Raw genomic sequence first — 12,478 nt, forward strand, 5'->3', positions numbered from 1 at the left:
GCATTGCAACGGCGTTATGGCCACTCGACCTCAAGGTCCGGCCAGATGGATTGCCAACCCTTGTCCTGCACCCGTTGCACGAATACCTGGCTGTCCTGGCGGCATCTCGGGTTAGCGCTCACTCGCAGCGACCAGTTGGGGCCAAAGCCATAGGGGGCCAGCCACTCGAACTCGCCGTCTGGCAGCAACCTGACCCCGATGCAGGTGGGCACCTCCACCCAGTGACTGAGCGCTTCAAGACTGCTGGCAAAGGGGGGCACCTGCTGGCGGTGATGCATGCGCGCCTGATTGCGCACCTCCCAGCACTGCCCTGGCAGCCTCGCCGCCAGCCAGGCCTCGTGCGCCGCCTCGGCCAGCCCGTCGGGATCCCCCTGATCCAGATAGATGAGGTCGATGTCGTTGAGCTGGGTCGGCACCGTTTTCTGGTGCAGGTGATCCCAGATCAGGTTGCGCACGAAGCCGGCGCCCAGCGCCCAGTCGGGCAGGGCCAGCTCCCGCGCCGCCCGCAGGCAGGCCATGCGCATGGGATCGGCGCGCAGCAGATCTTCAGTGCGTGCCTGGAGGTGCCTCTGTTCAGTCATGGCCGAGGTGGCTGTGGCGGTGGCGTGCATCAGCCCTTCCCGCCATGACGGCGCAACCAGACGTCGACATAGCTGCAGCTGGCCACTATGGTCAGCCCCTGCGCCTGGCACCAGTCATGGAAGCTGCGCGCCAGCCGATCGGCGATCCCCTGTCCCCTCAGCTCGGAGGGCACCTGGGTGCTGCAGGCATCGACCGTGCTCGCATCCAGCCAGCGGTAGCTGAGTCGCGATGTCTTGCCGTCCACCACGCAGATGAACTGCTGCTGGTCGGGTTGATGAAGAATGTCGCTCATGGGGGCTCCTCAAAGGGTGGGGAAGGGGTATCAGAGCATGCTGGCCGGACTTTGCCAACCGTGCTCTTTGCCGGCCGATGATGCTCGCTTACACTGGCCGGCCGGCGAGCGGTTCGCTAGGCAAGGTATAGAACAGTTAGCAGAGGATGGATCCCCTTATGGCCTTCGCCACCCTGGACAGTCTGATCGGCAATACCCCGTTGCTGCGTCTGCAGCGCATCAATCCCCATTCAAGGGTGACGCTGCTGGTGAAGCTGGAGGGCAACAACCCCGCCGGCTCGGTCAAGGACAGGCCGGCCCTGAACCTCATCAAGGCGGCGGAGGCGAGTGGCCGCTTGCTGCCAGGCGCGCGGCTCATTGAGGCCACCTCCGGCAACACCGGCATAGCCCTGGCCATGGTGGCGGCGGCCCGAGGGTACAAGATGCGAGCAACATGAGCCAGGAGCGGCGGGACGCTATGCAGGCCTACGGCGCCGAGCTGGTGCTGGTGGCGGATGGCATGGAGGGGGCGCGGGATCTGGCGCTCAGTATGCAGGCGCGCGGCGAGGGGCTGGTGCTGGATCAGTTCAACAACCCGGCCAACCCGGATGCCCACTATCAGTCGACCGGCCCCGAGATCTGGCACCAGAGCGAGGGGGCAATCACTCACTTCGTCTCGGCCATGGGCACCACGGGCACCATCATGGGGGTCTCCCGCTACCTCAAGGAGCAGAACCCGGCGGTGCAGATAATCGGCCTGCAACCGGCCGAGGGGAGCCAGATCCCGGGTATCCGCCGCTGGCCCGCCGCCTACCAGCCCGCCATCTTCGAGCCAGAGCGGGTAGATCGGGTGCTGGATGTGACCCAGGACGAGGCGCTCACCATGATGCGCCGGCTGGCGCGGGAGGAGGGGATCTGCTGCGGGGTCAGCTCGGGTGGCGCCGTGGCGGGGGCCCTGCGGGTGGCGGCCGAGCTGAGCCAGGGGGTGGTGGTGGCCATCATCTGCGATCGGGGGGATCGCTACCTCTCCACCGGGGTGTTCACGCCGCCGGCCTGACTCCTCATGTCATCAGCTGTGAGCCGATGCCAGGCAGCATACCGGCATCGGCAGTGCTCTCGCCTCGGCCCGCCGATCCTCCTCTATTCCCACACCTGCTCCAGCAGCGCCAGCAGCTGCTCCCGATCTGCATCCTTGCGGTTATAGAGCAGGGCGCCGTCGTTGATGGCGAGATCCCGGATTTCGGCGAGCACGGCTCTGTCGGTCACCCCCGCCTCCGCCAAGGTGCGTGGCAGCCGCACCGCCTGCCACAGGCTGTCGCGCAGGATGCACAAGGCATCCAGGCTGGCCTGGGCTCGCATGGCGGCGGGGGTGGCCGCGAAGCGCTCCGCCCCCACCAGCGGCAGCAGCAGGCGGGCCAGCTCCTCATCGATGCCGGGCCTGTTGTAGTCGAGCACGGCGGGCAGGAACAGGTTCATGCACAGACCGTGGGGCAGATGGCAGCGGGCCCCCAGGCTGTGGCCGAGGGCGTGTACCAGCCCCACCATGGAGTTGGAAAACGCCATGCCCGCCAGGGTGGAGCCCTCCGCCAGTTGCAGCCGCAGCGCCGGATCCTGCGGGCGCACCAGCACCTGCGGCAGGGCGTCGGCTATCTTCTCCACCGCCATCAGGGCCAGGGCGTCGCTGACCGGGTTCTTGGCATTGCCGATGAAGGCCTCGATGGCGTGGGTCATGGCGTCCATGGCGGTGGCGGCGGTGATGGGCAGCGGCAGCCCCTGGCTGAGGCGCGGGTCCAGCACCGCCAGTTGGGGCAGCAGGAAGGGGGAGGTGAAGGGCAGTTTGCGCCCGCTCCCTTCGTCCCGGATCACCGCCACCTGGGTGACCTCGGAGCCGGTGCCGGCGGTGGTCGGCACCGCCGCCAGCGGCCTCAATGGCCGGGTCAGGCAGCCGGCCCCGGCGTGATCCAGCAGCCGCTCTCCCCCCAGGCTGGCGAGGATGTTGACCGCCTTGGCGGTATCTATGACGGAGCCGCCGCCGAGCGCCACCAGGCTGTCACACCCCAGCTCCCGGTAACGGGCGGCGATGCGCTCCACCACGGCGGTGGAGGAGTCGGCCGGGATCTCGTCCCAGCAGGCGGCCACCGGTAGCCCGCCCTCGGCCAGCACCTGGCTCAGCAGGGTGGCGAGCCCGCTGCCGCTGACCCCCTTGTCGGTGAGCAGCAGCGGGCGGGTGGCTCCCAGCGCCATCAGCTCGCCGGCCAGCTGCTCCAGCGCCTGCTCCCCCGCCATCAGCTTGACCGGGCAGAAGAAATCATAATATCGGCTCATCTCGTCACTCCTGGTACTCGGTCAATTCAAAGGATCCTGCAAGGCAATTGTTTCAGTCCGTGGCGGCCCGGTCAGCCGGTCAGCAACCCCAGATAGATGCGGCCGGCGCGGCTCAGCTTGTCGGCGGGATCCGGATAGTGGCGCAGCAGTGGCCGTACCATGAAGGCGGGCAGGATCAGGGACTGCAACTGCTCCAGCCCGCGCACCAGGTGCATGGCGGCCGTGATATCCCCCTCCACCAGCAGCCGGTTCTCGCAGAAGGCCTGGTTGATGCCGAGGCGAAAGCTGAGCACCCGAAAGGCGATGGCGGGGTGCTTGAAGCAGACTCGCAGCGAGTGGGGCGCCGGCGTGGCGGGGGCCCCGCAGCGCCAGCGTCCGGCCACTTTATGGAGGGTCAGCCCATGGCGCAGTCCATGTACCTCCAGCCGGATGCAGAGCCCCTCGGGCAGCGGGGCCAGCTCGCGGCGCACCGCCTCGTCGACCCGGGCGGCACGGCACAGGGTGCGGCCAATGATCCAGAGCAGGGCGGTGATCCAGCCGCGGCGACCGGCGGCGAGCAGGGTATCAGGCGTCATGGCGCCCCCTGGCGATGGCGGACCAGAACAGGGCGAAGGCGCTGGCCTGCCAGTCGGGGTCTCGTCCCAGCTCGGGCTCGTCGACAAACAGCGAGGCGCAGGCCAGGAACTGGCTCTGGCAGACCTCCAGCATCAGGGCCGGGGGGGCTTGCCTCAGCTCGCCACTGGCCAGCCCCTGGCTCAAGAGCTGTGGCAGGAAACCCAGGGTGTCGCGCAGGATCTGGCTGCGCAGCGGCCGCGCCAGCAGGGGGGAGTGGAAGAATCCCAGCACGAACTTGAGCTCGTGGGGGTGGGCCTGCATCCAGTCCATCGCCTGGTGCCAGTAGTGCCGGGCCTGGCTCTCGAGCGGCAGGGCCGGGTCCGCCTCGCGGATGGCGGCGCCGAGGCGCTGCTTGATGTCCTGATAGAGCTGCTGGATCAGCAGCTCCTTGCTGGGAAAGTGGTGAAACAGGGTGCCGTTGGCCACCCCGGCCGCCTTGGCGATGCGGGCGGTGGCGGCACCCTGCAGGCCATCCTCGGCGCACAGGGCGAGGGCGGCATCCAGGATCTGGCGGCGCTTGTCGGTCATGGTGCTCTCCTAGCGCAGGAACAGGGCCATCATCAGCCGCTGGTACCAGCGCCGATAGGGGGGGTGGATCAGGGCGCCGGTGCTGAACCGGCCACGGCGCAACACCGTCTTGGCCTTGGAGAAGGTGAGAAAGCCCTCGTGGCCGTGGTAGTGCCCCATGCCGGAGGCGCCGATGCCGCCGAAGGGGGCATCGTCCGCCGCCACCTGGAACAGGCTCTCGTTGATGGCCATGCCGCCGGCGTGGGTCTCCCGGATGAGCCGCGTCTGCAGCGCCGGGTCCAGGCTCATCAGATAGAGCGCGAGGGGGCGGGGCCGCGCCGCTATGTAGGCGAGCGCCTCGTCGAGGCTGTCGTAGGGCACCAGCGGCAGCAGGGGACCGAAGATCTCCTGCTGCATCAGCTGGCAATGGCCGGGCACCTCGGTCAGCAGGTGGGGCACCAGCCGCCGGGTGGCGTCATCCCGGGCGGGGGAGGCGCAGGCATGGAGCTGGGCACCCGCCTGCTCCGCCTCCGCCAGCCAGGTGGTGAGGCGCTCATACTGGCGGGCATTGATGATGGCGCCGTAATCCGGGCTGCCGAGTCCCTTGGGATAGAGTCGGCTGAAGTGGCGCCGATAGGCCTCAATGAAGGAGTGCTCCTGCCCCCGTGGCAGCAGCACATAGTCGGGGGCCACGCAGATCTGGCCGGCGTTGAGGCTCTTGCCGAAGATCATCCGCTCCACCGCCAGGGCCATCGGCATGTCGGGGGCGATGAGGCAGGGGCTCTTGCCGCCGAGCTCCAGGGTGAGCGGGGTGAGCTGGGGGGCTGCCGCCGCCATCACCTGCCGCCCCACCGCGGTCGAGCCGGTGAACAGCAGATGATCGAAGGGCAGGGCGCTGAAGGCGGCCGCCAGCTGGGCATCCCCCTCGACGACGGTCAGCCGCTGCTCATCGAACACCTCCGCCAGCAGGGTGCGCAACACGGCATTGGTGTGGGGGGTGAACTCGGAGAGCTTGAGCATGGCGCTGTTGCCGGCGGCGATGGCGCTGATGAGGGGGCCCAGGCTCAGCATCACCGGGAAGTTCCAGGGCACCATGATGCCGACCACGCCGAGCGGCTGGTAGTGGACCTCGACCCTGGCGGGGGTCAGCAGCAAGCCGGCGTGACGGCGCTGGGGCTTCATCCAGCGCTTGAGCCGCTTCTGGCTGTAGTTGATCTGCATGACGCAGGGCAGGATGTCGGCAATCAGGGAGTCGTAGTCGCTGCGCCGGCCATAATCCCGGGCCAGGGCGTCGCACAGCCCCTGCTTGTGGGCGAGCAGGCTGCGCTTGAGTTGCAGCAGCAGGGCGCTGCGCTCGCCGTGGCTCGGCATGGGGTGAGCCTGGTACGCCTGCTTGAGACGAATGAGCCGCTCGGCCAGGGCAAACTTGTCGGTAGGGGGGGATTGCAACTGTCTCGCTTCCATGGAGGCTCCGCTCAAGATTTGGCCGACTGATTAGTCGGTCCAAATGTACTGCCTGGTTGCAGCTTTGTAAACAGGGGGCTGGGGTTGCGTTGAGGGGGAGAGGATGAGGTGGCCAGAACTGTGTTCAGCGCCACAGTTTCAGGGGGCCGAGGTTGGCTGACTATCCAATAAGGGATAGTTTTTATTATCCATCCAGAGAGAGAGCCGCACATGACAAGGGAACTGCACAGCCTGTTGACCCGGCTGGACGATGTGATCGAGCGTATGCCTGACTGTTTCAACACCTATGAGTTTGCCCAGAAGCTGGCACTGCAACATCAGCGCGAGTTCTTCGCCGCGGGTCACTCCCTGGCGGAGCAGGAGGGCCGCCTGTTGCAGGTATTGCATCAGAAGATTGCCGAGGCGCTGGCCGGCAGCGACAGGGTGATCGAGGGCGCCCTGCTGCCCTGCGTCACCCCCTGGGGGGAAAAAGCGGTCTCGCCGCGCTGGCACCGCAAGCATTGAGTCGTTGAACGCGAAAACGAAGAAGGCCCATCAGGGCCTTCTTCGTTATGGACGCTTGGCTATTGGGTCAGCCGGCGCGCCTGCCAGTAGCGACTGTTCCAGTACACATTGTCGAGCCGGGAGCGGATCACCCCCTTGCTGGTGGAGGCGTGAATGAACTCCCCCGCGCCTGTGTAGACGCCGACGTGGTACTGCTGCCAGCCGGTCTTGAAGAACACCAGATCGCCATATTGCAGGCGGTAGCGATCCACGGGTCGGCCCAGATTGGCCTGGGACTCCGTGGTTCTGGGCAGCTCGAAGCCCAGCACCTGGCTGTAGGCGAGCTGGGTGAAGGCGGAGCAGTCTAGGCCTGCGCGATTGGTGCCGCCCATGCGATAGGGGACGCCGCGCCACTGCTGGTAGAAGCCGTCGAAGGCACCGCTCTGGCGGGCAGGGGAGGCTGGCTCGGGCGTACTGGAACAGGCGGCCAGCAACAGGACCAGCAGGGGCAGCAGCAACGTGCGAAACATCGGGACTCCTTCGATAGGGCACGCGACTCATGATAGCCAGTGTTTCTGCCTGGAACCTGAACGCCGATAACAAAATGGCCTGGCCGGTGCACAAAATGCGCAACCGGCCAGCGGCGGTTCAGCTCGCCGGCTTGGGTTCAATCAGCGGCGAGAGCAGCTCGGCGATCTTGTAGAAGGTCTGCACCCGGGTGGTGCTGGGGCGCCACACCAGGCCGATCTCGCGATAGGGCTTCTCCCCCGGCAGGGGAATGGCCACCAGATCCGAGTTCTCGAGGATGCCGGCGTCGATGGCCATCTGCGGCAGGAAGGTGGTGCCAAGGCCGGCGCCGACCATCTGCACCAGGGTGTGCAGGCTGGTGGCGGCGAACGGGTTGATCTTGCTCTTGTCCCGCAGCCGGCAGGCGCTCACCGCGTGCTCGGTCAGGCAGTGCTCCCGCTCCAGCAGGAAGATGCTCTGGTTGGGCAGCTCCTTGTAATCGAACGGCATGTGCAGGCCCGCCGCCATGTTGGATGGCATCACCATGTGGAAGGGATCCAGCCCCACCGTCTTGCTGTGAAAGCCGCCGATCTCCACCGGCAGCGCCAGGATGAGCAGGTCGAGCTGACCCTGCTCCAGCTGCTTGAGCAGATTGGTGGTGGTGTCTTCCCGCAGCAGCAGCTCCAGATCTGGATACTCCTTGCCGCACACCTGCAGCAGCTTGCTGAGCAGGAAGGGGGCTATGGTGGGGATGCAGCCGAGCCGGACCGTGCCGTGCATGACACCGCCCTGCTGCTGGCCGAGCTCCATCAGATCGCGGGCGTCGGAGAGCAGGTTGCGCGCCCGGGCGACTATCTCCATGCCGACCGGCGTCATGATGAAGCTCTTGTGGTCACGCTCCACCAGTTGCAGGTTCATCATGTCCTCCAGGGTCTGGATCCCGGTGCTCAGGGTCGACTGGCTGACATGGCAGGCCTTGGCGGCGCGATTGAAGTTCTTGTGCTCGTCGAGAGCGACCAGATATTGCAGCTGTTTCAGGCTGGGCCAACGTTGCATAGGGGGAATCCGATCGTTGCTATCTATTTGATTTAATTAATCTACCATCGGGAGGGCGGTTTGTCGCCGACATTAGGCGCCATCCTGTCCCCTGGCAGAGGCTTGCGTCACTCAGCGCTAAGGCCAGGAGGCAAGGCCCCATGGCGACCTTAAGCGCCACTGCCCCGGAGCTTATCGCCTTCCCGCTCCCCGTTGAAGCGGCGCGGCCATGGGATGTGATGGCGATCGGCCTTCCCGGAACGCCACGTACTGGCCGCGGGTGAACCCGGGCGCCGGCCATAAAAAAACGCGCCAGGGGCGCGTTTTTTGCGAGTCGGGCAGCAGGGCTACTCAGCTCTACTCATCGAAGATGCCGAAGTGATCCTTGGCGAAGTTGACGCGCTGCTCCACGTTCATCTTGACCTGACCCAGCTTCTCTATGGTCTTGAGGTTGGGCACCAGGCCGCGGCCGTTGGCGATCTGGATGGCGAGACCGGGGCGGGCGTTGAGCTCCAGCAGCATGGGGCCGCGGAACTTGTCGAGCACCATGTCGGTGCCGATGTAGCCAAGACCCGACATCTCGTAGCAGGAGGCCGCCAGGGTCAGCAGGGTGTCCCAGTGGGGCACCTTGAGATCGTACAGATCGAGGCCGGTATCCGGGTGGTGGCGCAGCGGATTGCCAAACTGGACCGCCCGCAGCGCGCGGCCGGTACGGATGCACAGGCCGACGCCGACGGCGCCCTGGTGCAGGTTCGCCTTGCCATCGGAGGCCGAGGTGGAGAGCCGCATCATGGCCATCACCGGGAAGCCCTTGAAGATGATCACCCGCGCATCGGGCACCCCTTCGAACGAGTAGCCGTCGAACACATCATCGAAGTTGATGAGGCCTTCCACCAGCGCCACGTCGGGCTTGCCACCCAGCGAGTAGAGCCCCGCCAGGATGTTGGAGACATGACGCTCCAGATCCTGACCGTTGCAGGCGCTGCCGTTGGGCTTGTAGAACAGGCCATCTTCCTGGCGCAGGATCACCAGGATCCCCTTGCCGCCGGAGCCGCGGGCCGGCTTGATGCAGAAGCCCGGCCACTCCTTGACCAGGGTGGTGATCCGGCCCACATCGTGCTGCTCGCGGATGGTGCCGATAAGCTCGGGCACAGTCACGCCCGCGTCCAGCGCGATGCGTTTGGTCTGCAACTTGTCATCCACCAGCGGATAGAGGCTGCGCGGGTTGTAACGGCTGATGTAGGAGTGGTTGCGCTTGTTCATGCCGAGGATGCCTGCCTGGGACAGGCTCCACGGACTGGTGTATTTTTCCCAGAACCACATCTGTTACTTGTCCTTACCCGGGGTGCGACCAGACTTCATCTCGTTCACCAGCGGCTTGAAGCGCTTGAGCTCGCTCAGCTTGTAGCCGGTGTAGTTACCCATCAGCAGCACGGTCGCCATCAGCACCAGCTGCAGGCCGAGGAAGTTGAAGGTCAGGTGACGGATCAGCTCGTTGTCCATGGCCAGGTAGGCGATGACCGCAACCAGCAGGGAGCCGCCGCCCTGGCGAACCACTTCCTTCGGACCCTCTTCCTCCCACAGGATGGACATCCGCTCTATGGTCCAGGAGAGGATGATCATCGGGAAGAAGGTGATCTTCATGCCATCGGTCAGCCCCAGCTTGAAGGCGAAGGCCGAGAAGATGCCGATCATCGAGATCACCATGATGATGATCGCCGATATTCGGGCCACCAGCAGCAGGTTGAGCCGCGACAGGTAGGAACGGATGATGAGACCGGTGCCGACGATCAGCAGGAAGCCCACCAGGCCTGTGATGAGCGAGGTCTGGATGAAGGCGACCGCGATCAGCACCGGCATGAAGGTGCCGGAGGTCTTGATCCCCACCAGGACCCGCAGGAACACCACCATCAGCACGCCGATGGGGATCAGCAGCAGCCCCTTGAACAGGGCCTGCTCTTCCAGCGGCAGGCTGTGGATGGAGAAGTTCATCATCTCGGACTTCTCGAACTTCTGCGCCAGCGCCACGTTCACCGGTTGCTCCTGCTCGATCATCGAGAAGGTCACGCGGGAGTTGTGGCCGCCGGTCACGTCCAGCAGGGCGCCCGAGTTGTACTCCCACAGCAGCAGGTTGGCCGGCTGGCCCTGGCTGCCGTCTTGCGGGTTGAACAGCTTGTAGTCGGTCGGGTTGTTGAACACCTGCAGATAGTCCACCAGCTCCTGGCGACGACGGCCATCTTCCAGGCTGAGGGCGTGTACCACCCGGGCCGGTACGTTGGCGTTGTTGAGCAGCTCGGCGATCAGGTTGGCACGGCTCTTGTGCGACTTCAGCAGCTCGGCGTTCTGCTCCTGCTTCTCGATCTCCTTGATGATCTCGCGGGTCAGGGTGTAGCCGTCGGCGGAGCGCTCCTGCGCCCGCTCCAGGATCTGCTTCATCGCGGTGGCGTAGGGCTCACTCTCGATCTGCTTCTCGATGGCGGGAGGCTGGGGATTGGCGGCCGGTTTGGCATGGGCATCGGCCATCATGTCGACCCGGTAGTAGAGCTCCTGGCGGCCGGAGGCGGTGCGGATGGACCACTCGGCGCGGGCATCACCGTTTTTCTCGACGAAGGAGAGGCCGTAGCCGGGGCTGGCGGCGTTCTCGTTCATCAGGGTGAAACCGGGCTGGGTGCCCGGAATGGCGAGGGAGGCGATGACCGGCTCACCGGTGGCCTCGAATTCCAGCTTGGCTTCGATAGACCAGATCTGACGTTTCTCGCCTGGCGTCAAAGGCACGTCCAGCGCGACATGGTGATAAAACGTCATTCCCAGGCCGACAATGTACAGCAGGGCGACCAGCAGATAGAACGGCTTACGGGAAACCATGGATTATTTTACATCCTTGAGCTTGGGTTTTGGTTGGATATATTCGCGGGCCACATCGACCACGGCGATGTCTTTGAGGAATTCACGGCCCAGCAGCACAGGGAAGGTCATGTCGCTGCGATCCTTGAGGGTAAACTCGGCTTTCTCGGTCATGTCGCCGATGCGCACCGTGAGGCGCACCACCGGACGGCGGTCGAGATCGTCGGCGGAGGCCTGACGCACCCGCACGTGGCGTACCAGCGGGGCCTCGATCTGGATCTTGTCGTCCATCTCCTGATGGCTCAGGAAGAAGCGCACCCAGTTCTTGCCGTTGCGCTCGAAGATGGTGATCTCCTGGGCGCTGATGGAGGAGGTGGTGGCACCGGTATCGACCCGCGCCTGGAAGGCGTCGTTGGCGGCATCGACCCAGATCCACTCCGCTTCACCCACCAGCAGCTTGCCGTCGACGGTGTGACCCTGGCTCGGGGCCTGGCACTTCTCGGTCGGGATGGCCATGGGCTTGGGGGGCTCTGGTGGCAGGGTAGCCAGCTTGCTGTCGACTTTCTTCACGGACTCTTTCATGTTGGTGACATCGGTGTTGAGCTGAACCAGCAGGTGCTGTTGCTGCACATACTGCTTCTGTTGCTGTTCCATGGATGTTTGCAGGCGTTGTTCGCTCAGGGTGATCTCGTTGCGAATCTCGGCCAGCGTCAGGGTCGGGACAGGGGGTGCTTTCTCCATACTGACACACCCGCCGAGACTGAGCAGGGAGAGCAGGGTCATTCCTTTTAATTTGCTTTTCATGTCATTCATTTAACTGTGCTTCCTGGAATTGGGTCAGTGTAACTTCCTGAGCTGCCATCGGCTAGTCTTTGGCCTTCCTGGCGATCAGCACGGCACGTTTGGGTGCCGGGTATCCTTCGACCGTGAGTGCCGGATCGGCGGGATCCAGGTAATCACTCAGGGATTCATTAATCATCCAGTCGGTACGACGCTGTTCGTCGGTGCTGGTCATATTCTCGTCCACTATCCGCACATCGGTGAATCCACAGCGCTCGACCCAGAGTTTGAGGGCCGCGCTGGAGGGAATGAACCAGACGTTGCGCATCTTGCCGTAGCGGTCGGTGGGCACCAGCACCTCGTTGACCCCGCCATCCACCACCAGCGTCTCCAGCACCAGCTCACCATCGTCTTTGAGCTGGTTGCGCAGCTGTTCGATGTGCTCGATGGGGGACTTGCGGTGATAGAGCACCCCCATGGAGAAGACGGTGTCGAAGGCGCGCAGTTCGGGCAGTTCCTGAATGCCGAGCGGCAACAGGTGGGCCCGTTGATCGTTGCCGGCGAAGTGGCGAATGGCCTCGAACTGGCAGAGGAACAGCGGACTGGGATCGATGCCTACCGCGAGCTTGGCCCCTTCCCCGACCATGCGCCAGAGGTGGTAGCCGCTGCCGCAGCCCACGTCCAGCACGTAGCGGCCGGCCAGGGGGCTGATGTGGGGCAGCACCCGATCCCACTTCCAGTCGGAGCGCCACTCGGTGTCGATGTGGATGCCGTGGACATGGAAAGGTCCCTTGCGCCAGGGCATGAACTGGCGCAGCAGGCTCTCGGTCTTCTTGCGCTCGCCCTCGCTGAGGCTGTCATCGCTGCCGATCTCGACCCGGCTGTGCAGTTCGATATGGCCGGGGGCGACCGTGGGCAGCTTGTTGAGCGCCCGGTTCCAGCGCGGCAGATCCCCGTGCAGGTTGTCGTGCTGCCAGGCGTGCAGCTGGGCGGGCAGGCTATGCAGCCAGTGGCTCAGCCGGTTCTTGGCGATCAGTTGATAAAAGTTGGCAAAGTCGATCATGG

At 65.0% G+C, this 12,478-nt stretch carries 13 protein-coding genes and 1 pseudogene; 2 read left to right on the forward strand and 12 right to left on the reverse strand.

Going from position 1 to position 12,478, the window contains the following annotated elements; all coding sequences use genetic code 11:
* Positions 1–14 precede the first annotated feature (14 nt).
* Together EL255_RS06760 and EL255_RS06765 are read right to left on the reverse strand one after the other, a co-directional pair.
* Positions 15–611, reverse strand: a complete 597-nt coding sequence (locus EL255_RS06760; RefSeq protein ID WP_042651514.1) for a nucleotidyltransferase family protein — start codon at positions 609–611, stop codon at positions 15–17.
* Complete coding sequence (locus EL255_RS06765; protein WP_042651333.1) at positions 611–874, reverse strand: GNAT family N-acetyltransferase; 264 nt, start codon at positions 872–874, stop codon at positions 611–613. The genes EL255_RS06760 and EL255_RS06765 overlap by 1 nt, the downstream gene beginning before the upstream one ends.
* A gap of 146 nt (positions 875–1,020) precedes the next feature.
* Between EL255_RS06765 and cysM the strand changes: the two are divergent.
* A pseudogene (gene cysM, locus EL255_RS06770) lies at positions 1,021–1,910 on the forward strand (cysteine synthase CysM).
* Positions 1,911–1,993: 83 nt separating this feature from the next.
* Here cysM and EL255_RS06775 read toward each other — a convergent pair.
* From EL255_RS06775 to EL255_RS06790, 4 genes are all read right to left on the reverse strand, one after another.
* On the reverse strand, positions 1,994–3,178 hold the full coding sequence (locus EL255_RS06775) for an iron-containing alcohol dehydrogenase (RefSeq protein WP_042651334.1): 1,185 nt from the start codon (positions 3,176–3,178) through the stop codon (positions 1,994–1,996).
* A gap of 71 nt (positions 3,179–3,249) precedes the next feature.
* Complete coding sequence (locus tag EL255_RS06780; protein WP_042651335.1) at positions 3,250–3,753, reverse strand: hypothetical protein; 504 nt, start codon at positions 3,751–3,753, stop codon at positions 3,250–3,252.
* Positions 3,743–4,321 carry a TetR/AcrR family transcriptional regulator gene (locus EL255_RS06785; RefSeq protein ID WP_042651336.1) on the reverse strand — a complete coding sequence of 193 codons (579 nt, stop codon included), beginning with the start codon at positions 4,319–4,321 and terminating at the stop codon, positions 3,743–3,745. The genes EL255_RS06780 and EL255_RS06785 overlap by 11 nt, the downstream gene beginning before the upstream one ends.
* A gap of 9 nt (positions 4,322–4,330) precedes the next feature.
* Positions 4,331–5,764: a coniferyl aldehyde dehydrogenase gene (locus EL255_RS06790; RefSeq protein WP_042651337.1), complete on the reverse strand. Its 1,434-nt coding sequence runs from the start codon at positions 5,762–5,764 to the stop codon at positions 4,331–4,333.
* Between the two features lie 210 nt (positions 5,765–5,974).
* On the opposite strand from EL255_RS06790, the gene EL255_RS06795 reads away from it, so the two are divergent.
* Entirely contained in the window at positions 5,975–6,268 is a 294-nt protein-coding gene (locus EL255_RS06795; RefSeq protein WP_042651338.1) for a hypothetical protein, read from the forward strand.
* A gap of 59 nt (positions 6,269–6,327) precedes the next feature.
* On the opposite strand, the gene EL255_RS06800 is transcribed toward EL255_RS06795, so the two are convergent.
* The 6 genes from EL255_RS06800 to cmoB form a co-directional block, all read right to left on the reverse strand.
* On the reverse strand, positions 6,328–6,777 hold the full coding sequence (locus tag EL255_RS06800; protein ID WP_042651339.1) for a C40 family peptidase: 450 nt from the start codon (positions 6,775–6,777) through the stop codon (positions 6,328–6,330).
* A 118-nt stretch (positions 6,778–6,895) separates the two neighbouring features.
* A complete protein-coding gene (locus EL255_RS06805) occupies positions 6,896–7,810 on the reverse strand; it encodes a hydrogen peroxide-inducible genes activator (protein ID WP_042651340.1) in 915 nt (304 codons plus the stop codon).
* Positions 7,811–8,146: 336 nt separating this feature from the next.
* Positions 8,147–9,112: an alpha-L-glutamate ligase-like protein gene (locus tag EL255_RS06810; protein ID WP_042651341.1), complete on the reverse strand. Its 966-nt coding sequence runs from the start codon at positions 9,110–9,112 to the stop codon at positions 8,147–8,149.
* Positions 9,113–9,115: 3 nt separating this feature from the next.
* A complete protein-coding gene (locus EL255_RS06815; RefSeq protein ID WP_042651342.1) occupies positions 9,116–10,654 on the reverse strand; it encodes an inactive transglutaminase family protein in 1,539 nt (512 codons plus the stop codon).
* Positions 10,655–10,657: 3 nt separating this feature from the next.
* Positions 10,658–11,446: an ATP-dependent zinc protease family protein gene (locus tag EL255_RS06820; protein ID WP_042651343.1), complete on the reverse strand. Its 789-nt coding sequence runs from the start codon at positions 11,444–11,446 to the stop codon at positions 10,658–10,660.
* 52 nt (positions 11,447–11,498) lie between these two features.
* Entirely contained in the window at positions 11,499–12,476 is a 978-nt protein-coding gene (gene cmoB / locus EL255_RS06825) for a tRNA 5-methoxyuridine(34)/uridine 5-oxyacetic acid(34) synthase CmoB (RefSeq protein WP_042651344.1), read from the reverse strand.
* Positions 12,477–12,478: the final 2 nt, after the last annotated feature.

Source organism: Aeromonas encheleia (genome assembly GCF_900637545.1).
Lineage (GTDB): Bacteria > Pseudomonadota > Gammaproteobacteria > Enterobacterales > Aeromonadaceae > Aeromonas > Aeromonas encheleia.